21 protein-coding genes are annotated in these 18,968 nt (G+C 65.6%); 3 read left to right on the top strand and 18 right to left on the bottom strand.

All coding sequences use genetic code 11. From position 1 onward, the window contains the following. Positions 1-167: 167 nt before the first annotated feature. The 5 genes from ACGLHR_RS44030 to argS all read right to left on the bottom strand — a co-directional run bounded on the left by ACGLHR_RS44030 (position 168) and on the right by argS (position 5,405). Positions 168-1,004: a helical backbone metal receptor gene (locus ACGLHR_RS44030; RefSeq protein WP_400102144.1), complete on the bottom strand. Its 837-nt coding sequence runs from the start codon at positions 1,002-1,004 to the stop codon at positions 168-170. After that, on the bottom strand, positions 1,001-1,801 hold the full coding sequence (locus ACGLHR_RS44025) for an SDR family oxidoreductase (RefSeq protein WP_267605172.1): 801 nt from the start codon (positions 1,799-1,801) through the stop codon (positions 1,001-1,003). Before ACGLHR_RS44025 ends, ACGLHR_RS44030 begins: the two co-directional genes overlap by 4 nt. Positions 1,802-1,969: 168 nt before the next feature. Further along, positions 1,970-2,608, bottom strand: coding sequence for a thiol:disulfide interchange protein DsbA/DsbL (locus tag ACGLHR_RS44020; protein ID WP_267605171.1), 639 nt, complete (start codon positions 2,606-2,608; stop codon positions 1,970-1,972). A gap of 91 nt (positions 2,609-2,699) precedes the next feature. After that, the gene (locus ACGLHR_RS44015; RefSeq protein WP_400102143.1) at positions 2,700-3,482 is read right to left on the bottom strand and encodes an SPOR domain-containing protein; all 783 of its coding nucleotides are present in this window, start codon (positions 3,480-3,482) and stop codon (positions 2,700-2,702) included. Between the two features lie 129 nt (positions 3,483-3,611). Beyond that, positions 3,612-5,405: an arginine--tRNA ligase gene (gene argS, locus ACGLHR_RS44010; protein ID WP_400102142.1), complete on the bottom strand. Its 1,794-nt coding sequence runs from the start codon at positions 5,403-5,405 to the stop codon at positions 3,612-3,614. Positions 5,406-5,665: 260 nt separating this feature from the next. Between argS and ACGLHR_RS44005 the strand changes: the two genes are divergently transcribed. Beyond that, complete coding sequence (locus ACGLHR_RS44005) at positions 5,666-5,989, top strand: DUF1840 domain-containing protein (protein ID WP_318237123.1); 324 nt, start codon at positions 5,666-5,668, stop codon at positions 5,987-5,989. Between the two features lie 319 nt (positions 5,990-6,308). Here the strand turns inward: ACGLHR_RS44005 and ACGLHR_RS44000 are convergent, their stop codons facing one another. The 4 genes from ACGLHR_RS44000 to ACGLHR_RS43985 all read right to left on the bottom strand — a co-directional run bounded on the left by ACGLHR_RS44000 (position 6,309) and on the right by ACGLHR_RS43985 (position 8,033). Continuing rightward, positions 6,309-6,920, bottom strand: a complete 612-nt coding sequence (locus ACGLHR_RS44000) for a bacterioferritin (protein WP_400102141.1) — start codon at positions 6,918-6,920, stop codon at positions 6,309-6,311. An 87-nt stretch (positions 6,921-7,007) separates the two neighbouring features. After that, the gene (locus tag ACGLHR_RS43995; RefSeq protein WP_400102140.1) at positions 7,008-7,430 is read right to left on the bottom strand and encodes a hypothetical protein; all 423 of its coding nucleotides are present in this window, start codon (positions 7,428-7,430) and stop codon (positions 7,008-7,010) included. Between the two features lie 184 nt (positions 7,431-7,614). After that, positions 7,615-7,776 (bottom strand): DUF1328 domain-containing protein, encoded by a 162-nt coding sequence (locus ACGLHR_RS43990; protein ID WP_150992526.1) that lies wholly within the window; start codon positions 7,774-7,776, stop codon positions 7,615-7,617. A gap of 83 nt (positions 7,777-7,859) precedes the next feature. Further along, positions 7,860-8,033 (bottom strand): DUF1328 family protein, encoded by a 174-nt coding sequence (locus ACGLHR_RS43985; protein ID WP_035859073.1) that lies wholly within the window; start codon positions 8,031-8,033, stop codon positions 7,860-7,862. Positions 8,034-8,317: 284 nt separating this feature from the next. On the opposite strand from ACGLHR_RS43985, the gene ACGLHR_RS43980 reads away from it, so the two are divergent. After that, complete coding sequence (locus ACGLHR_RS43980; protein ID WP_400102139.1) at positions 8,318-9,772, top strand: CHASE3 domain-containing protein; 1,455 nt, start codon at positions 8,318-8,320, stop codon at positions 9,770-9,772. An 87-nt stretch (positions 9,773-9,859) separates the two neighbouring features. Here the strand turns inward: ACGLHR_RS43980 and ACGLHR_RS43975 are convergent, their stop codons facing one another. From ACGLHR_RS43975 to ACGLHR_RS43950, 6 genes are all read right to left on the bottom strand, one after another. Further along, entirely contained in the window at positions 9,860-10,003 is a 144-nt protein-coding gene (locus ACGLHR_RS43975) for an entericidin A/B family lipoprotein (protein ID WP_035859076.1), read from the bottom strand. Between the two features lie 139 nt (positions 10,004-10,142). Beyond that, positions 10,143-10,550, bottom strand: a complete 408-nt coding sequence (locus tag ACGLHR_RS43970) for a response regulator (RefSeq protein WP_318237120.1) — start codon at positions 10,548-10,550, stop codon at positions 10,143-10,145. Positions 10,551-10,659: 109 nt separating this feature from the next. Beyond that, complete coding sequence (locus ACGLHR_RS43965; RefSeq protein WP_267605090.1) at positions 10,660-11,292, bottom strand: response regulator transcription factor; 633 nt, start codon at positions 11,290-11,292, stop codon at positions 10,660-10,662. A gap of 317 nt (positions 11,293-11,609) precedes the next feature. After that, positions 11,610-11,975, bottom strand: a complete 366-nt coding sequence (locus ACGLHR_RS43960) for a hypothetical protein (RefSeq protein WP_400102138.1) — start codon at positions 11,973-11,975, stop codon at positions 11,610-11,612. 237 nt (positions 11,976-12,212) lie between these two features. After that, on the bottom strand, positions 12,213-14,960 hold the full coding sequence (metH, locus tag ACGLHR_RS43955) for a methionine synthase (protein WP_400102137.1): 2,748 nt from the start codon (positions 14,958-14,960) through the stop codon (positions 12,213-12,215). A gap of 35 nt (positions 14,961-14,995) precedes the next feature. Continuing rightward, complete coding sequence (locus ACGLHR_RS43950) at positions 14,996-16,063, bottom strand: homocysteine S-methyltransferase family protein (RefSeq protein ID WP_174428352.1); 1,068 nt, start codon at positions 16,061-16,063, stop codon at positions 14,996-14,998. A gap of 176 nt (positions 16,064-16,239) precedes the next feature. Here ACGLHR_RS43950 and ACGLHR_RS43945 point away from each other — a divergent pair, with 176 nt between their 5' ends. Continuing rightward, on the top strand, positions 16,240-16,632 hold the full coding sequence (locus ACGLHR_RS43945; RefSeq protein ID WP_006161304.1) for a rhodanese-like domain-containing protein: 393 nt from the start codon (positions 16,240-16,242) through the stop codon (positions 16,630-16,632). Positions 16,633-16,767: 135 nt separating this feature from the next. Here ACGLHR_RS43945 and ACGLHR_RS43940 read toward each other — a convergent pair whose 3' ends face one another. The 3 genes from ACGLHR_RS43940 to ACGLHR_RS43930 all read right to left on the bottom strand — a co-directional run. After that, positions 16,768-17,025 carry a DUF3567 domain-containing protein gene (locus ACGLHR_RS43940; RefSeq protein ID WP_267605084.1) on the bottom strand — a complete coding sequence of 86 codons (258 nt, stop codon included), beginning with the start codon at positions 17,023-17,025 and terminating at the stop codon, positions 16,768-16,770. Positions 17,026-17,276: 251 nt separating this feature from the next. Then, positions 17,277-18,119 carry a 3-oxoadipate enol-lactonase gene (gene pcaD, locus ACGLHR_RS43935; protein WP_400102136.1) on the bottom strand — a complete coding sequence of 281 codons (843 nt, stop codon included), beginning with the start codon at positions 18,117-18,119 and terminating at the stop codon, positions 17,277-17,279. Between the two features lie 112 nt (positions 18,120-18,231). Next, a partial coding sequence (locus ACGLHR_RS43930; RefSeq protein ID WP_400102135.1) for a DUF3108 domain-containing protein occupies positions 18,232-18,968 on the bottom strand: 737 nt, incomplete at its 5' end.

Here is an 18,968-nt window from a genome sequence, read left to right as displayed (position 1 = left end):
CTACTTTCTTGGCGAGACAAGAAAGTAGGTCGCCTCCCCGCAGGGGAGGTGAAACTGCCTTTGACTTTGACGTTAAGTAGTTGAAGTTGAAGCTGATTTTGCAGTTGCAGTTGCAGTTGCAGTTGCAGTTGCAGTTGCAGTTGCAGTTGCAGTTAAGCCGCCCCCCCCTAAACTCCCTCCGCATACCGCGCCAAATACCCCACCCCCTCCACAGCCCGACTCCCATACCAAGAAACCATCTCCCCATCAATCAGCAAAACCTCCTTGCCAATCTGCCGCTCCAGCGCATCCACATGCGCCTCGGTAAATCGATAAGGCTCGCTGGACAGCAAAACCAGGTCAATCTCCCGCACCAGCGCATCGCTCCACCGGAAGCTCGGATACCGCGTCTGCGGCGTATTGGGCCGGCTGCAATCGCCGTCGACACAGGCCTGCGGCATGGCGTCAGCCGAAGGCCACGTCTGCCAGTTCACCAGCGCCAGCATCTGGCTGATATAGGTATCGCGCGACACCGTCATCCATGGATCCTGCCAGATCGCATACAGGACCTTGCGCGCGGGCCACTGGCGGGAACGCACCTGCGCCAACTCCACTTCCAGCGCCTTGCAGAGCGCCTCAGCCTGGGCAAGGCGGCCGAAGATGCCGCCCAGCAGCCGATAGAGCGCAAGGTTGTCCTCGGGCGCGCACGGGTGGGTGACGATCACATGCGGCACAAACGCACGGATCTCATCCACCGTCTCGCGCCGGTTCTCGTCGATGTTGACCACCACGTGCGTGGGCGCCAGCGCCCGCAGGCGCTCGAGCTTGACGTCCTTGGTGCCACCCACCTTGGCAACGGCACGCACGGCAGGCTCGGGATGGATGCAAAAGCCGGTACGCGCCACCATCAGCGGCCCCAGCCCCAGCGCAAACAGCAGTTCGGTAACGGACGGCACCAGCGAGGCAATGCGCACCTCGCCCGTGGCCGGGCGGTGCAGGACACCGGCTGCGTCCTGCCAGCTCATGGCTGCTTGTCCTGCGCGCGCGGCTTGCGCGGTGCGCGGGAGAAGATCGCGTCGTAGAGCCAGCGCGGCATCAGGTGCAAGATGGACGCGACCAGGCCCATCTGCCATGGCACCACGGCAAAGCGGCGCCCTGCGGCAATAGCACGCACCGCCTTGCGGGCGAACACGTCGGCGTCCATCAGGAAGGGCATGCGATAGGGATTGTGCTCGGTCATCGGCGTGCGGATGTAGCCGGGCGCGATGGTGACCACGCGGATGCGCTCCCGGCGCTGTTCCAGGCGCAGGCTTTCGAGCAGCTTGATCACGGCGGACTTGGAGGCGCTGTAGGCGCCCCCGCCCGGCAGGCCGCGCACGCCGGCCACGCTGGCGATGCCGACCAGCGTGCCGCGCCAGCCGCCGGCGCCGGGTTCCCGCTCGCGCATGGGCTGCATGAAGGGCTGGAAGGTGGTGAGCACGCCGAACCAGTTGGTGTCCATCACCATGCGGAAGGCTTCGAGATCCTCGCGCTCGCTGGCGACGGTGCCAACCGATACGCCGGCATTGGCGATCACCACATCGGGGCAACCAAAATGATCGAGGAAGTCTTGGGCGGCGCGCTGCATGGCATCGGCATCGCGCACATCCGCGGCATAAACGCGCACCGCATTGGGATTGGGCAGGGTGCGGGCGAATTCACGCAGCACCTCTTCACGCCGGCCAACCAGGCCGAGGATGGCGCCCTGCGAGGCGTACTCGCGCGCCAGGGCCTGGCCGAGTCCACTCGACGCGCCGGTAAGGAAGACTTTCTGTGCTCGCATCGGGAGGGTCCAGGGGTAAGCGCAACATGGTTCATGCCAACCGACCCGCCCTGGCGCACGCCGGACGCCGCGACGCCACGCCGGCGCCGGCGGTGCCGGACGACCGCTGGTGGCCGTCAGCCGGCTCGCGCGTGGCGAGCCGAAAGGCTGGCGGCCGCAGCCCGGGAATTACATCTTCTTGTCGCGCACCTGGCCGACCACGTAATCCATGGTCTGGATGGCCGTGCCCTTGGTGCCGGCGATGGACGGCGAGGTCACGTACTTGCCCTGCACCACAATGGTCGGCACGCCGTCGACCTTGTAGGCGTCGGCGATCTTGTTGGCGCGCTGCGAGTTGGTGGTCACCGAGAACGAGTTGTAGGCGTCGAGGAAGGCCTTGCGGTCGATGCCGTTCTTGGCCATGAAGTCGGCGATCTCGTTCGGGTCCAGCATGCGCTTGCGGTCGACGTGGATGGCGTTGAAGACCTTGGTGTGCATGGCGTCCAGCTTGCCGATGGCTTCCAGCGCGTAGAAGATCTTGGTGTGCGGCAGCAGGTCGTCGCGGAAGGCAACCGGCACGCGCTTGAACACCACGTCCTTGCCTTGCTTGCCGACCCAGGCTTCCAGCTCGGGCTCGAAGTCAAAGCAGTGCGGGCAGCCGTACCAGAAGAACTCGGTGACTTCGATCTTGCCCGGCGAGACGGGCTGCGGCGCTTTCAGGACCTGGTATTCCTTGCCCGAGGTGGGCGCGGCTGCCTGGGCGGGCGCGGTCATCAGGAAACCGGTCACAGCGACCAGCGTGGCAAACAAGGTGGCGAGTTTCTTCATGTGGCGCGGCTTTCGAGAATGGGCAATGAGCGTATGACAGCGGCGGGGTGATCCGGTTCAGCGGATCGCCCCGGGTTACCGTTACTGCTTGTTACTGCTTGGTAAAGCGAATGACCGAAGCTTCGAAGCCCGACGCCTGCAACCGGTCGCGCGAACGGTTCATGTCGTCGATCTTGTTGAACGGCCCCAGGCGCACGCGATAGAGCTTGACGCCGTTGACGTCGCGCTCGGTCACCTTGGCTTCGAACCCCTGCATGGCCAGGTTGGCCTTCTGGCGGTCGGCGTCGTCCTGCGAGCGGAAAGCGCCTACCTGCAGCAGGTAGCCCACCTTGTTGGCATCGGCCTGGGCGATCTCGGCGATCGGGTCGGCGACGGGCTTCTCGGCTGGCTTTTCTGCAGGCTTCTCGGCAGGCTTCTGCGCCGGCTTTTCGGCAGGCTTTTCCGCGGGCTTGTCCACGGGTCTTTCAGCGGGCTTCTCGGCGGGCTTCTCGGCGGGGCGTTCCGCGGGCCGGTTGACGGCCACCGGCGGCTGGCGCTCGGGCGGCTTCACCGTGGTCGGCGCCGGGCCGGCGGGCTGCTCCGGCTCGGCGGCGGGCCCGACGGGCTTGGCCGGCGTCTTGCTCCACAGCGGCTTGTTGGGATCGCTTGGCGCTTCCTGCGCCGGAGCGGGCAGGTTGCTGACCACATTGCCGGGCTCGGCCGGCTTCTGTGCGCCCTTTTGCTGGAATGGCGCCGGCGACTTGGTGATGTACAGGGCGACCACTACCGCGATCGCCAGGCCGACGATCAGGCCCAGCACCAGTCCCAGGAACGTACCTCCGCGCTGCGGGGCGCGGCTGGCATTGCGCGGGGTGCGCTTGCGTTGCTGTTGCATGAATTCCTCTAGCGTGATGGCGCGATTATAGAGCCTGCGCCGATCCCGGCATCACTGTCTGTGGTCATGGCGATACGGATACGGCGCGCCATGCCTGGGGCTTGCCCCCCGGCATGGCGCCGGCATGGCTTACATGCGCTGCGGCGCCGAGACGCCGATGACCGCCAGCCCGTTGCGCAGCACCTGGCGGGTGGCGGCCAGCATCGCCAGGCGAGCCAGCTTGACCGCCTCGTCATCCACCAGCACGCGATCGGAGTTGTAGAAGGCGTGGAAATCGCCCGCCAGGTCCCGCAGGTAAAAGGCGACCGCATGCGGCGCCAGCTCACCCGCCGCCGCCGCCAGCATGTCCGGGAAATCGGCCAGGCGCTGGCCCAGCGCGAGCGCCTGCGGGGTGGCGTCGGCGCCAGTTACGGGAGCCAGGTCGGTGCCGGCCAGGGCAGGCAGCCTGGCCTCCCAGTCCGCGCCGCCCCAGGATTCGAAGATCGAGCAGATGCGGGCATGAGCGTACTGCACGTAATACACCGGGTTCTCGTCGTTCTGCTTGAGGGCCAGGTCGACGTCGAAGATGAATTCCGTATCGGCCTTGCGCGACAGCAGGAAAAAGCGCACCGCGTCGCGCCCGCGGGTGAAGTGCTCGGGCCAGTCGGCCACGCCGGCTTCCAGGCAGCCGCGGATGGTCTCGCCGCCTTCCGCGCCGTTGCTCCACTCGATCAGGTCGCGCACGGTCACGTAGGAACCGGCGCGCTTGGAAATCTTGACCTCCTCGCCGTTCTTCATGACGGTGACCATCTTGTGCAGGATGTAGTCGGGGTAGCCTTTGGGGATGCCGATGTCCAGCCCCTGCAGGCCGGCGCGCACGCGGGCAATGGTGCCGTGGTGGTCGCTGCCCTGCACGTTGATGACCTTGGCGAAGCCGCGCTCCCACTTGCTGGTGTGGTAGGCCACGTCCGGCACGAAATACGTATAGGTGCCGTCGGTCTTGCGCATGACGCGGTCCTTGTCGTCGCCGTCGTCGGTGGTGCGCAGCCACAGGGCGCCTTCGTTCTCGTAGGTCTTGCCCTTGGCCACCAGCGACTGCACGGCGGCCTCGACGCGGCCGTCGCTGTACAGCGAGGACTCCAGGTAGTAGTGGTCGAACTTGACGCCGAAGGCGCGCAGGTCGATGTCCTGCTCGTTGCGCAGGTAGGCCACGGCAAACTTGCGGATCGATTCGATGTCTTCGACGTTGCCGGAGGCCGTCACGGCGTCGCCGTCGGAGGCGCGCACGGTCTTGCCGGCCAGGAAGTCGGCGGCGATGTCGGCGATGTAGTCGCCGTTGTAGGCCGACTCCGGCCAGGCGGCGTCGCCCGGCTTGAAGCCGCGGGCGCGTGCCTGCACCGATACGGCCAGGGTCTGGATCTGCACGCCAGCGTCGTTGTAGTAGAACTCGCGATGCACGGCAAAGCCCTGCCAGTCCAGCAGGTTGGCCAGCGCGTCGCCCAGTGCCGCCTGGCGGCCGTGGCCGACGTGCAGCGGGCCGGTCGGGTTGGCGGAGACGAACTCGACCAGCACCTTGCCGTGCACGCCGCTGTCCTTGGCGCCGTAGCGGTTGCCCTGCTCCAGCACCGCGCGCAGCACGTCGGCCTTGGCGGCCGGCGTCAGGCGCAGGTTGATAAAGCCGGGGCCGGCGATTTCCAGGCTGGCCACCAGCCCGGCGGTACGCGCGTCGGCCTTGACCGCGTCGACGATCTGCTGGGCCAGCTCCCGCGGGTTGCGCTTGAGCGCGCGGGCAACCTGCATGGCGAGGTTGCAGGCCAGGTCGCCGTGGGCGGCGACCTTCGGACGCTCGAAGACGGCGTCGGGCAGGGCGGCGTCGGCCGGAGCGATTGCGCGCACCGCGTCATTGAACGCAGCGGCAAGATTGGTGGTCTGAACTGGCAGCATGGATGTCGTGGCCCTGAGGCGGTTGTCTGGTGCCGTAGCGGCGGTTCTGCCGCGGCGGCACCGTCACGGGCGGCATGTGGAGGCCGCGCCGCGTGGCAGGCAATGAATTGCAGAACGCGGAATTTTATCAGGTGCTATGCTGACATCATGCAGCAAGCCCAAAACCGGCTGTTGCGGGCCCTTTGCCCGATCCCGGGACAAGCCGCGCGGCCATGGTTTTCGCTCATGTACTTCGCTGTACGCCAAGGAAAGGAAATATCATGCTGATCACCTTCAAATCCCACGCGTCGCAAGACCTCATCATGATGAGAGACCTTGCCGTGACGCTCCTGGGGATTATCGGCAAGCACCTGGGAGAGCGCGGGGTGATCACCATCGAGGAACTGCCCCGCTGCATCCATATACTGGAAGCCGCTGTGACGGACGCCAAGAAGGTGCACCCGGCCGTATCGTCGGTCCACCCCGGCAAGAATGACGACGACATCGAGGAAGAGCCCCTGCACCTGGGCCAGCGCGCCTACCCCTTCCTCGACATGCTGCGCGCTTCCCAGCGCGAGAACACCGAGGTGATGTGGGGGGTGTAGGCAGCGCGCCGCATCCCTGTAGATAGACAACAAGGTGGCCGGCGCCAGCCGGCGGCCTTGCCCGCCCTTCCACTCGCCCTTCCACTCGCCCTTCCGCTCACCCTTCCGCTCGCCGCTCTTCGGCCAGCTTCCCGCCCCGCCTGGTTTCCATTCTCCTGCTTGCCAGCGCTTCCGGAAAAAAATGGCCCGGCCGATGATTCGGGCCGGGCATGCCGGATCAGGGAGGGGATCCGGAACGGGGAAGAATTGTGTTGTGGGGTGCGACCCACGTGGCGAGTGCGGCGCATGCAGCACTGCCAGCCCGGCTGGCGCCGTAGCGCTAGCCCTTGTCCAGCATGTCCGCGAGCTCGTCGGCGTGTTCTTCCTCGACCGCCAGGATTTCCTCCAGCATGCGGCGGGTGGTCGGGTCGCGCTCTCCCAGGTACTGCACCATCTCGCGGTAGCTCTCGATGGCGATCCGCTCGGCCACCAGGTTTTCCTTGATCATGTCGGTCAGCGATCCGGCCTCGACGTACTCGGCATGGCTGCGCGAGGTCAGGGTGTCCGGCGAGAAATCCGGCGCCCCGCCCAGTTGCACGATGCGCGCCGCAATGCGGTCGGCGTGCCCCTGTTCGTCGTCGGAGTGCACCTTGAACTCGGCCGCGACGGGTTCCGCGTGGATCCCCTTGGCCATGAAGAAGTGGCGCCGATAGCGCAGCACGCAAACCAGCTCCGTGGCCAGGGCTTCATTGAGCAGCTTCAGCACGGTGGTCCGGTCCGCGTCGTAGTCCTGGGTGACGGCACCGTCCTCAATGTGCTTGCGGGCGCGTTCGCGCAGCGTCTTGACGTCCGACAGGAAGCCCCCGCTTGCGCCTTTCTCATTTTGGGCCTGCTGATCCTTGCCCTTGCCGCCGACGGGCTTCTCCGGCTTCTCTTTCACGGGGGTATCCATGGCAGTCATGCTCCTGTGGATTCGGGGATGGACTCTGACGGGCCTGCTGCCCTATTCAATCCAATCGGGCCGGGCGCAATGGCTCAGTCAGTCGTTGCCGCTGCGCCCATTGGCCGCCAGCGCCAACAGCAAGCCGAGCAAAGCGCCTACCGCCGCCGCGATACCGATCGCCTTCAACGGCGACGCCACCACGCGTTGCTGCACGCCGTCCACTGCGTGGTCGACACGCTCGCGGGCGCGGGCCTTGAGTTGGTCGGCCAGGGCGCGTGAGCGGTCCTGCAGCCGGCGCCCGGCCTGCACTGCCTCGGACGAGCCTTCGCGCCCCAGCACTTCCATCGTTTGCTCGAGCTGGGCGATCAGCGCCCTGACCTCGCCGGCCACGGGCCTGGCGGCTTCGCGGGCGGCGCCGCGCGCATCGCGCGCCGCATGCCGGATCTGGCGCACCGTGCTTTCTGCACTGTCAGCCAGGTGACTCACTTCTTTTCGGATCTTCGGATTGTTGGTCAGCATCGCTTATCTCCGTTTCGTCTGATGACGCGCTGTGATTCGGTTCATGCTGTCTGTCAGGATGCCGGGACAGCATGGGCAGTGCGGGGCGGCGGCCCTGCCGACCGCCGCCCCGCCCGCCCGCGGCTTTCGCTGCCATCGCGCTGCCATCGCGCAAGCCGCGCCTGACACCCCTGCCTGACACCCCCTAACGCCTGACCAGGCTGATCACAAACGTCACCAGCGCAACCACCAGGAAGATGAAGAACAGGATCTTGGCGATCTCGACCGCCCCTGCCGCGATGCCCCCAAAACCGAATACCGCGGCGATCAGGGCGATGACAAAAAATACGAGTGCGTAGTGCAACATGATGATGGCTCCCTAAGTGGATGGGGCTGCGGCGCCAGGTGGCACGCGCTTGGCAAGTGACAGCGGCTGGCGATTGCTATTCGCTATTTCACCGCCTTGAACACGGTCACGCCCAGGACAAGGAACAGCACGAACAGCACCAGGAAGATGAAGAACAGGATCTTGGCAATGCCGGCCGCACCGGCAGCAATGCCTGTGAACCCCAGCAAGCCGGCGACCACGGAGACCACTGCAAAGATCAGCGCCCATTTCAGCATTGACGTTCTCCCTCGTTCTTCCCGAGCTGGCTTGACGCAGGGTGCGCAAGCTCATGGAACCATGGTAGAAATCAGACCTCCCTGCAGACACCGCAGCCGCACCGATTCGCTTGTCAGCCGATTCCTACAGCCCAAGCGCTGGCGCGGCCTCGCGGGCAGCACCACGGACGCGGCAGGTTGACCGGGGGCCGTCGATGTGCTTCCATCGACGCAGGCAGGTGCAGGCCAGGCGCGGCGGCGCGGGAACGCCGCGCCGGCCAAGCGCCCGATATCGGGAAACGAACATGTTCAAGCAGTCACTGTTGCGCTCGACCTTGCTACTGGCGAGCGGCATCGTGCTTACCGTGGTGGTGCTGATCGCCTCCGAGGCGGGCAACATTCGCTTGCGCCAGGGCTATACGCAAGTCATCCAGTCGCAGCAGGTACAGGGCCAGATCACTTCCCTGCTTGGCGAACTGGTCAATGCCGAAGCCGGCCAGCGCGGCTTCCTGCTGACCGGCAAGGAAAGCTACCTCCAACCGTACTACCAGGCTGTGCCGCGCATCAATGCGCTGATGAGCGCGCTGCGTAACCGCTACGCGGACGACCCGGAGGCGCTCAAGCTGTTCACCGAGGCTTCCACCGCCGTCAACCGCAAGCTGACCGAGATGGACCTGACGCTGATCTACGGCAAGCGCGACGTGGAGGTCGCGCTCGACCTGGTGCGCACGGACTTCGGCAAGCAGACCATGGACAACGCGCGGCGCGGGCTGGAAGCCTTGCTCCAGCGCGAGGCGGCATTGGTGCCGCAAAGCCTGGAGTACGCCGACCGCGATCTCGCGCTGTCGCGCTACGGCATCGGCCTGCTGACCGCCATCAATATCGTGCTGCTGATCGTGGTGGGCTTGCAGCATTCGCGCCGCATGGCGGTATCGGAAGCCGCGCGCAGCGAGCTGGAGGAAGAAAGTGCGCGCCTGGATAACATGGTGCGCTCGCGCACGCGCCAGCTATCGGCGCTGGCATCCCACCTGCAGCGCGTGACCGAGGACGAGAAGACGCGCCTGGCGCGCGAGCTGCACGACGAGCTGGGCGCCATCCTGACCGCCACCAAGCTCGATATGCACTGGGTGCGCCGCCGCATCCAGGACACGCACCCGGATGTGGCGGAAAAGCTCACCCGCGTGATGCTGCATGTGGACCAGGGGATCCAGATCAAGCGGCGCCTGATCGAGGACCTGCGGCCCACCGTGCTGCTCAACCTGGGCCTGAAGGAAGCCATCGGCCAGTTGGTGGAGGAAGTCGCCGCGCGCAACCGGTGGGAGGCGGATGTGCAGCTGGCAGAGGCGGTGCCGCCGCTGCGCGACGACGCGGCCATCGCCCTTTACCGCATCGTGCAGGAGTCGCTCACCAACGCCAGCAAGTACGCCGAAGCGCAGCACGTGTCCATCAAGCTCGATTGCGCCGACGGCGTGCTCTCGCTGGCAATCAGCGACAACGGGCGCGGGCTGCCGGCGGATTTCGAATTGCGGCGCTCGGTGGGACACCATGGCCTGCTGGGCATGGAGCAGCGCATGATCGCGCTGGGCGGCACGCTGGAGCTCCAATCGGAGCGCGGCGCCGGCGTAACCATCCGGGTAGTGGTGCCGCTCACCGATGCCATCGTGGCGCCGCCGCGCGATGATGAGGACGGGCTGGACGGGCTGGGTGACCCCGGCGGGCAGCCGCAGGACGAGCCCACCAGCACGCCGCCGGCCAACTAAGCAATGAAAATGGAAAAGGGGCTCCGCGAAGCCCCTTTTCCATTCCTCTTGTCCGGCTGCCATGCACACGGCACGCCGGTTGGTACCTTACATCTTCTGCTTGGTGCTCTCGGCGGCGCCTTGCACCTTCTCGCCGCCCTTCTCGATGTCCTTGCCGGCACCGGCCATCGTGTTGCAACCGGTCACCAGGACCACACCTGCCAGGGCACACAGCGCCATCAGCTTTCTCATGATTCTCTCCTTGCTCTAGGTTGACGCGGCATGGCCGCGATTGGAACGGCTGGTACTACTGATACGGGTCCATACGTATTCGAAGTATTCGAAGTATTTGACGTACTCGATACGTACTCGATACGCACTCAATACGGATTCAGCCCCCTGCCTGCGCGTACTCCTCGATCACCCGGAACACCTGCTCGAGCTCGAGCGACTTGTCAAAAAAATAGTCCGCGCCGGCCTCGGCACACTGCCGCCGGTATGTAGGCACCTGGGCATGATTGGTGTACACGATGCGGATGCCCGACACCTTGGTCTTCTGCAAGGCGCGCAGTACATTGATTCCGTTGCCTTGCCGCAACTGCAGGTCGACGATGACGACCTCGTACTTGCCCGCCTCGTAGAGGCGCAGCGCCGAGCTTTCGGTATCCGCCCAATCCACGACTTCGATAAACGGAAAAGCGTTCAGGTATTCAAGCAACATACCCCGCAGTACCGCTGAGTCCTCGATTAGCAGGACCCGCAGCGCGCGATACGAAGGGGCCGCAGCTTGATCCAACATGATTCCATGGTAGCAACAGAGTATAGGGACGGACTATCGGCGTCCGTCCTACAGGAGCGTCAGGCAAACGCGGCAGAATGCCTGGTAATGCGCTTTGCCTTGGCTGCGCCTACTCCACCAGGCCGTTCTTGATCGCGTAGTAGGTCAGGTCGGCATTGGTCTTCATGCCCATCTTTTCCAGGATGCGCGAGCGATAGGTGCTGACCGTCTTGACGCTCAGGAACAACTCCTCGGCAATTACCGAGACCGACTGCCCGCGCGAGAGCTTGCAGAATATCTGGAACTCGCGCTTGGACAAGGTCTGGTGCAGCGGCTGGTTGGTGGGCTTGTCCAGCCCGCCGATGAGCAGGTCCGCCACGGTTGCGCTGACATAGCGTCGGCCCTGGGCCACGGTGCGGATGGCCTTGACGAGATCGTCCGGTGCGCTTTCCTTGGTCAGGTAGCCGGAAGCGCCCGCGCGGATCAGGTTGATGGCGTACTGCTCTTCCGGGTAGGTGGAGAGGATCAGCACCGGCAGGTCGGGATGGCGCTGGCGCAGCAGCTTGAGCACGTCGATGCCGTTGCGGTCGGGCATCGAGATATCGAGCACCACCACATCGAACTCGAGCTCGCGCAGCCGCGTCATGACTTCGTCGCCGCTGGCAGCTTCCCCTTCCACCCGGATATCCGGCTCGTCGGCAATGAACTGGCGCAGACCGGCGCGCACGATCTGGTGATCGTCGGCGATCAAAACGCGAATCATGGAATTCTCCCCTGGGCATGGATGCCCCAGCTCTCAGGAGCGGCCGGGCTAATGCATTGTAGTGCTTACAATGCGGCGCGAATGTCGGTGTAAGACTGACACGCTCCCGGATGGCGGCGCCAATGAAAAAGGGACGGGGGTGAACCCGTCCCTGCTGTAAAAACCATGGGCTTCGCTTCAGGTGGCTCCCGGCTAAGCCACCCCTACCCCGGCCCTCTCCCCCTGAGGGGAGAGGGTGAGACAGCCGTCGTCGTAGCACGCGGTTTTGGCCTGTTCGGCGGCTTCGGCAAATGCCTCAGGATTGTCAGCGCTTCGGCTTACTGGAGCTTGGTCGACGTGCCAGCACCGGCTTCTGCACTGGTGTCGGTCGAAGCCTCGCCCTTCTTGCTCTTGGCGTGGCTGCTGTGCTTCTTGGTCTTGGCGGTCGACTTGGCTTGCGTAGCAGCGTCGGCATCGGCGCCCACCTTGGCGTCCACGCCCTTGTCGGCGCTGGCCGAGACGCCCAGGCCAACGTTGGCACCTGCGCCGGCCGCTGCACCCTTGTCTGCGGGCGCGCTGACCGCGGGCGCCGCGATGGCGCCGGTGGCGCCAGCCTTCGCATCAACGCCGGTGCCTTGCGCCATGGCCAGCGAGGAAGCGGCAGCGATCGAGAGAGCGGAAAGGGAGATCAGCAGTTTGTTCATGGAGAGGCTCCTTGCAGTTTGCGCCGCGGCGAAACATTCGCTGCGGTGTTCACTTGAAGTGAGCCTTCAGTCTATGGATGCGGACCCGCGCGGTCTGTTAGGAGATGTAATGCCTTGTAAGGAGTGGTGAAGAACGCCCGACGCCACATGGACGCGCCCGGAGGAGCTTTTCCCTGCTTACCCAATGGCTTGCGGCGGTGCAGCGGCGAAAACCGCCACTGCCGCCGACGCACGCGGTTACAGGTTAGGCGCGAGCGCCCGCTCCAGCACGCTGCGCTCTTCGCCGCGGCGCGCCACCATGTCGTCGAGCTGGTCCTGCCCGATCTTGCCCACCGAGAAATAGGTGGACTCCGGATGCGCCAGGTAGAAGCCGCTCACCGATGCGGCCGGCGTCATGGCCAGCGAGTCGGTGATGCCCATGCCGATCTCGGCGGCATTGAGGTACTCGAACATCGGCGCCTTGACCGTATGCTCCGGGCAGGCGGGATAGCCCGGCGCCGGACGGATGCCGCGATAGGTCTCGGCGATCAGTTGCTCGTTGGTCAGCACCTCGCCGGCGTCGTAGCCCCACAGGTCCTTGCGCACGCGCTCGTGCAGGCATTCGGCGAAGGCTTCGGCCAGGCGGTCGGCCAGCGACTTCAGCATGATGGCGCTGTAGTCGTCGTGGTCGGCCTCGAACTGGGCCTCCTTCTTGTCCACGCCGATGCCGGCGGTGACGGCGAACACGCCGATGTAGTCGGCGATGCCGCTGTCCTTGGGCGCGACGAAGTCCGCGAGGCAACGGTTGGGGCGCATCACGCCATCGATCACCGGGCGCTCGCTTTGCTGGCGCAGGTTGTGCCAGGTCAGCGCGACCTGGCTGCGGGTCTCGTCGGTGTAGATCTCGATGTCGTCGTCGTTGACGGCGTTGGCCGGCAGCAGGGCCAGCACGCCGTTGGCCGTCAGCCAGCGGCCCTGGATCAGGCGCGACAGCATGGCCTTGCCGTCGGAGAACACGCGGCGGGCGGATTCGCCGACGATCTCGTCATTGAGGATGTCGGGGAATTTGCCGGCCAGGTCCCAGGTCTGGAAGAACGGCGCCCAGTCGATGTAGTTGGCGAGCTCCGTCAGGTCGTAGTTGCGGAAGATGCGCCGGCCGATGAATTTCGGCTTGGGCGGCACGTAGGTGCTCCAAATCACCGGCGTCTTGTTGGCGCGGGCCTTCGCCAGCGACACCATCGGCGTGGCTTTCTTGCGGGCGTGCTGGTGGCGGATGCGTTCGTAGTCGGTCTTCAACTCGTCCAGGTACTTGGCGGCGCCATCGTCGGACAGCAGGCTGGATGCCACGCTGACCGAGCGCGAGGCGTCCGGCACGTAGACCACCGGGCCTTCGTAGTGCGGCGCGATCTTGACCGCGGTGTGCACGCGCGAGGTGGTGGCGCCACCGATCAGCAGCGGGATCTTCTTGATGCGGAAGTAGTCGTCGCGCTGCATCTCGGAGGCGACGTAGGCCATTTCCTCGAGCGACGGCGTGATCAGCCCGGACAGGCCGACGATGTCCGCGCCCTCGACCTTGGCGCGCGCCAGGATCTCGTTGCACGGGACCATCACGCCCATGTTGACCACTTCGAAGTTATTGCACTGGAGCACCACCGAGACGATGTTCTTGCCGATGTCGTGCACGTCGCCCTTGACGGTGGCGATGACGATCTTGCCGCGTGCCTTGACGTCGCCGCCGGCCTCGGCCAGCAGGCGCTTTTCCTCTTCGATGTAGGGCAGCAGGTGGGCCACGGCCTGCTTCATCACGCGGGCGCTCTTGACCACCTGCGGCAGGAACATCTTGCCGGCGCCGAACAGGTCGCCCACGATGTTCATGCCGTCCATCAGCGGGCCTTCGATCACCTCGATCGTGCGGCCGCCGCGCGCTTCCACCTGCTGGCGCACTTCCTCGGTGTCTTCCACGATGAAGGTGGTCAGGCCATGCACCAGCGCGTGCGACAGGCGGTCGGCCACCGGCACCGGGTTCTCCGGCGTGCCGCGCCACAGCAGGTTTTCTTCGCGCTTCGCGCCACCGCCCTTGTAGCGGTCGGCGATCTCCAGCAGGCGGTCGGTGCTGTCCTCGCGGCGATTGAGCACCACGTCCTCCACGCGCTCGCGCAGCTCGGCGTCGAGCTGGTCGTACACGCCGAGCTGGCCGGCGTTGACGATGCCCATGTCCATGCCCGCCTTGATGGCGTGGTACAGGAACACGGTGTGGATGGCCTCGCGCACCGCGTCGTTGCCGCGAAACGAGAACGACACGTTGGACACGCCGCCGCTGACCTTGGCGTACGGCAGGTTCTGCTTGATCCAGGCGGTGGCTTCGATGAAGTCCACCGCATAGTTGTTGTGCTCCTCGATGCCGGTCGCAACAGCGAAGATGTTCGGGTCGAAGATGATGTCTTCGGGCGGGAAGCCGACTTCATTGACCAGGATGTCGTAGCTGCGCTTGCAGATCTCGGTCTTGCGGGCAAAGGTGTCGGCCTGGCCCTTCTCGTCGAAGGCCATCACCACGGAAGCGGCGCCGTAGCGGCGGATCAGCTCGGCGTGATGACGGAATTGTTCCTCGCCTTCCTTGAGCGAGATCGAGTTGACCACGGGCTTGCCCTGCACGCACTTCAGGCCGGCCTCGATCACGTCCCACTTGGACGAGTCCAGCATGATGGGCACGCGCGCGATATCGGGCTCGGAGGCGATCAGGTTGAGGAACCTCACCATGGCCGCCTTGGAGTCCAGCATGGCCTCGTCCATGTTGATGTCGATGATCTGCGCGCCGTTCTCGACCTGCTGGCGGGCTACCACCAGCGCCTCGTCGAACTGGCCGTTCAGGATCATCCGGGCGAAGGCCTTGGAGCCGGTGACGTTGGTGCGCTCGCCGACGTTGACGAAGAGCGTGTCTTCGTCGATGGTGAAAGGCTCGAGGCCGGACAGGCGCATCGGACGCGGCGGCAGGGTATCGTTGGTCATGGCTTGATCTTGTTCTGTGGGCTCGCGATGCATGTTCAGGCGGCGTCGCGGTACTGGCCGGGCCAGGTGCGCGGCTTCTTGCTGGCCACGCGCTCGGCGATGGCGGCGATGTGCTCGGGCGTGGTGCCGCAGCAGCCGCCCACCAGGTTGACCAGGCCGGACGCGGCGAACTCTTCCACCAGCGACGACGTGACCTCCGGGGTTTCGTCGAAGCCGGTATCGCTCATCGGGTTGGGCAGGCCGGCGTTCGGGTAGCACGACACGGCGGCGTCGCAGATCTTGGCCAGTTCGGCGATGTAGGGGCGCATCAGCGTGGCGCCGAGCGCGCAGTTCAGGCCGAAGGTGATCGGGCGGGCGTGGCGCAGGCTGTTCCAGAAGGCTTCCACCGTCTGGCCGGAGAGAATGCGGCCGGAGGCATCGGTGACCGTGCCGGAGATCATCACGGGCAGGCGCTCGCCGGTGTCCTCGAACAGCTGGTCGATGGCGAACAGCGCGGCCTTGGCGTTGAGCGTGTCGAAGATGGTTTCCACCAGGAACACGTCGGCGCCGCCTTCCAGCAAGCCCTTGCCTTGCTCGTAGTACGAATGGCGCAACTCTTCGAAGGTCACGTTGCGCGCGCCCGGGTCGTTCACATCCGGCGAGATGCTGGCGGTCTTGGGCGTGGGGCCGAAGGCGCCGGCCACGAAGCGCGGCTTGTCGGGCGTGCTGTACTTGTCGCACGCTTCGCGCGCCAGCCGGGCGGCGACCACGTTCATCTCGTACGCGAGGTCCGCCATCTTGTAGTCTTCCTGGGCCACGCCCGTCGCGCCAAACGTGTTGGTCTCGATCAGGTCGGCGCCGGCGGCCAGGTACTGCTCGTGGATCTCGCTGATGACCTGCGGGCGGCTCAGCAGCAGCAGCTCGTTATTGCCCTTGACGTCGACATGGTGGCCGGCGAAACGCTCGCCGCGGTAATCCGCCTCGGTCAGCTTGTAGCGCTGGATCATGGTGCCCATGGCACCGTCCAGGATCAGGATGCGCTCGCGCAGCAGGGCCGGCAGGTTGGCCGCCCGGGTGTAGGGGCGCGCGGGAGGAAGCGAGGCGGAACGTGGGGCGGCGCTCATGTGGGGCTCGACAGCAAGAGAAAAGACTGCGATTTTATCAGTTGCATCAATGGTTTGCGGAATAACGGCAACAGCCCGCCGGTGCAGCCAACGGCGCTCGCGGGTTGCAGCGCGGCACCGCCCGGCCCTACACTGGGCACATGCCCCTACATTCCCATTAACGGAAAGCCTTGCCCATGCAACACCTCAGCCCCGGCGACGCGCAAACGCTCCTCAGCGAGTCGCCCGACGCGCTCTTCATCGATTGCCGCAGCGAAATGGAGTACCTCTTCGTCGGGCACCCCAAGGGAGCGCATAACGTGCCCTGGAACGATGGCCCGGACTGGGAGGTGAACCCGCATTTCGTGCAGTCGGTGAAAAAGCTCGCGGGGCAGGCCTCGGCGCGCCCGGTGCTGCTGATCTGCCGCAGCGGCAACCGCTCGACGGCCGCCGCGCGAGCCCTGGAGGGTGCCGGGTTCTCTACCGTCTACAACGTGCTGCATGGCTTCGAGGGCGACCTCGACGCCGAGCGCCACCGCAACACGCTCAACGGCTGGCGCCATGCCGGGCTGCCCTGGGAACAGTATTGAATGGCTGGGAAGTGGCCGGGAACGGATCCTGAAAGCAAGAAGCCCGCGCAATGCGCGGGCTTCTTGCTATTTTCTCTATGGCTTGGCTTGCCGGCCCGTCGCACGACGGAAAGCCGGCAAAGGCAACCGCGGAGCCTAGTGCATCACTAGCGGGTGAATCATCACTGTATCGAACTTGCCAAGGAAATCATCCACCTCTTCGACCGACGGCTCGCTTTCGATCAGACGCGCCACGTCCGCGCGAAAGCTCTCGGCCATCTGGCCACCGAGGAAAATCTCGCGTTTCAGGTTCTTGTCCACGATTTCATAGCCGCCAGAGGCAAGAGGCGCATGCTCGACATCCGCACCAAACTCGACAATGCAGTAATTGTCGCTGTTGTAGATCATTTGCATGGCATACCTCCTGGCTGTCATGGGTCAAGCGGCGGGCGACTGATTATTTCGATAACCGGCACATTGGCCGGTTGCCCTCCGCGATTTCACCTCCAAGCTGAGGGTGTTTGCCGTGTTTTCAAGTTCTGCTTCGGCAAACCGCAGGTTTTAAGCGTTCCCTCACTACGTTGGGCAACGGCCGCCCCAGCAAGTTCTTGAGTTTGGTGGGAAAGATATCGCCCGCTGTTCTGCCCTGATAGCGACGGTTCGTCTCAGGGTACGTCACACTGTGCGCCGCAAGCCGCATTGCCGAGAAAAGCATCGAGCACGGCGTGAAAGCGATCGGCCTGCTCGATATGGGCAAGGTGCGCCGCGTGCGGCAGGATTTCGAGCCGGGCACCGGGAATGGCGGCGGCAATCTCGCGTGCCAGCGCCGGCGGCGCCCCCAGGTCCTCCTCGCCGGCCACTACCAGGGTAGGGCAATGAATGCGGGGAATCGCCCCGGCCAGGTCGAATGCCATGATGGCCAGGCTGGTTCCCACGTAGCCGTGCACGGGCGTGGCCAGCAGCATCTCGCGCACGCGGGCCGCCTCCTGCGGATGCGCGCCCCGGAACGCCGCGCTGAGCCAGCGCTGCATGGTGCTGTCGGCAACACCCGCCATGCCGTGCGCTTCCACATGGCCGATGCGCTCATGCCACATCGGGTGGGCATCCAGCGGCGTGCGGTTGACGGTGTCGACCAGGGTCAGCGACAGCAAACGCTCGGGATGGCGCACGGCCGCGGTCTGGCCGATCATGCCGCCCACCGAGACCCCGACGAAATGCGCGGCCGGCACCTCCAGCGCATCCATCAGGCAGGCCACGTCGTCGGCCAGGCGGATCATCGAGTAGGCGCCGATCGGCGCATCGCTCTGGCCGTGCCCGCGCAGGTCGTAGCGCAGCACGCGGTAGCGCGGCGCCAAGTGGCGCGCCGTGGCGTCCCACAAGGTGTGATTGGCGCCCAGCGCATGCGCCAGGACCACCCAGGGGCCGTCGCCCCCGTCGATGCGAACGTGCAGGCTGATTTCGCCCACGCGCACGCGGCGGGTTTCGGATGGTGGCAGGGTGGCGCTCATGACGGGTCTCCGGTTGTTGGTGAAAACACGGTGAACCACAGCGGCGGCCGATGCCGCAGCTTGCGGACGGCTTGCGGACGGCTTGAGGACGGCCCGGGCACGGCTTCAAGACTCAGTGCAGCGGTTCGCTGTCGCGATAGACGAGCTCGATCTGGGTGCCGTCGGGCTCCGTCTGGCGCAGCTGGACCGGCATCCATTGCAGCGACTGCGCCAGCCACACCTCCACGCGCCGGCGATCGTTGGCATGACGCGGCAGGCGCACGAAGTGCTTGGCCCGCACGGTGGCGCGGCCGGTATCCACATCCTCTTCCCCCACATACTGCACCTGCATGGGCTCCAGGTCACGCGTATCCGCCACATCGAAGGTTTCCGTCACGCCGGGCGTGGCGTAGCGCTGCGGATTGCCCCGCACCAGCCCCACCAGTTGCAGGAACACGCTGAAACGGTCCTGGCCCGCGGCGGGCAACGGCTCCTGCTTGCCGCGCCCCTCGAAGACGAGCGAGCCGGCGGCGCGATCGAAGCGTGCCGCCTCAACGCGGTTGCGGCGGCTCTCCTCATAACGCTCGGGCGCGAGGCCGCGCTCGCTGAGCGCGCCGGTACTGTGAAAAGCGAAGCGGAACCACAACACGCGCGTTTCCACCGCGAGCTGGTAACGCGCGCCATCGTGCTGCCAGCGGATCAGGCCATCCGGGTTCTGCACGCCGTTGACGAAGCTGGCGTAGTGCAGCAGCGTGGGTGGGGGCGCCGAATAGCGAACGTTGTCGGGGGGCGCCGCGGCCTGCGTGGCAGGCGGCGCGGATGCGGGCGCCGCGCTGGTCCCGGCCTCGCCAGCGGCGCTCGCCATGGAAG

The sequence above is a fragment of the Cupriavidus sp. CuC1 genome, from assembly GCF_044627735.1.
GTDB classification, from domain to species: Bacteria; Pseudomonadota; Gammaproteobacteria; order Burkholderiales; family Burkholderiaceae; genus Cupriavidus; species Cupriavidus ulmosensis.
This window is presented reverse-complemented; position numbering and strand designations above follow the sequence as displayed.

Coding starts and splice junctions, on each gene's coding strand:
- ACGLHR_RS44030 (WP_400102144.1), bottom strand. CDS start 1,004: ATGAGCTGGCAGGACGCAGCCGGTGTCCTGCACCGCCCGGCCACGGGC.
- ACGLHR_RS44025 (WP_267605172.1), bottom strand. CDS start 1,801: ATGCGAGCACAGAAAGTCTTCCTTACCGGCGCGTCGAGTGGACTCGGC.
- ACGLHR_RS44020 (WP_267605171.1), bottom strand. CDS start 2,608: ATGAAGAAACTCGCCACCTTGTTTGCCACGCTGGTCGCTGTGACCGGT.
- ACGLHR_RS44015 (WP_400102143.1), bottom strand. CDS start 3,482: ATGCAACAGCAACGCAAGCGCACCCCGCGCAATGCCAGCCGCGCCCCG.
- argS (WP_400102142.1), bottom strand. CDS start 5,405: ATGCTGCCAGTTCAGACCACCAATCTTGCCGCTGCGTTCAATGACGCG.
- ACGLHR_RS44005 (WP_318237123.1), top strand. CDS start 5,666: ATGCTGATCACCTTCAAATCCCACGCGTCGCAAGACCTCATCATGATG.
- ACGLHR_RS44000 (WP_400102141.1), bottom strand. CDS start 6,920: ATGGATACCCCCGTGAAAGAGAAGCCGGAGAAGCCCGTCGGCGGCAAG.
- ACGLHR_RS43995 (WP_400102140.1), bottom strand. CDS start 7,430: ATGCTGACCAACAATCCGAAGATCCGAAAAGAAGTGAGTCACCTGGCT.
- ACGLHR_RS43990 (WP_150992526.1), bottom strand. CDS start 7,776: ATGTTGCACTACGCACTCGTATTTTTTGTCATCGCCCTGATCGCCGCG.
- ACGLHR_RS43985 (WP_035859073.1), bottom strand. CDS start 8,033: ATGCTGAAATGGGCGCTGATCTTTGCAGTGGTCTCCGTGGTCGCCGGC.
- ACGLHR_RS43980 (WP_400102139.1), top strand. CDS start 8,318: ATGTTCAAGCAGTCACTGTTGCGCTCGACCTTGCTACTGGCGAGCGGC.
- ACGLHR_RS43975 (WP_035859076.1), bottom strand. CDS start 10,003: ATGAGAAAGCTGATGGCGCTGTGTGCCCTGGCAGGTGTGGTCCTGGTG.
- ACGLHR_RS43970 (WP_318237120.1), bottom strand. CDS start 10,550: ATGTTGGATCAAGCTGCGGCCCCTTCGTATCGCGCGCTGCGGGTCCTG.
- ACGLHR_RS43965 (WP_267605090.1), bottom strand. CDS start 11,292: ATGATTCGCGTTTTGATCGCCGACGATCACCAGATCGTGCGCGCCGGT.
- ACGLHR_RS43960 (WP_400102138.1), bottom strand. CDS start 11,975: ATGAACAAACTGCTGATCTCCCTTTCCGCTCTCTCGATCGCTGCCGCT.
- metH (WP_400102137.1), bottom strand. CDS start 14,960: ATGACCAACGATACCCTGCCGCCGCGTCCGATGCGCCTGTCCGGCCTC.
- ACGLHR_RS43950 (WP_174428352.1), bottom strand. CDS start 16,063: ATGAGCGCCGCCCCACGTTCCGCCTCGCTTCCTCCCGCGCGCCCCTAC.
- ACGLHR_RS43945 (WP_006161304.1), top strand. CDS start 16,240: ATGCAACACCTCAGCCCCGGCGACGCGCAAACGCTCCTCAGCGAGTCG.
- ACGLHR_RS43940 (WP_267605084.1), bottom strand. CDS start 17,025: ATGCAAATGATCTACAACAGCGACAATTACTGCATTGTCGAGTTTGGT.
- pcaD (WP_400102136.1), bottom strand. CDS start 18,119: ATGAGCGCCACCCTGCCACCATCCGAAACCCGCCGCGTGCGCGTGGGC.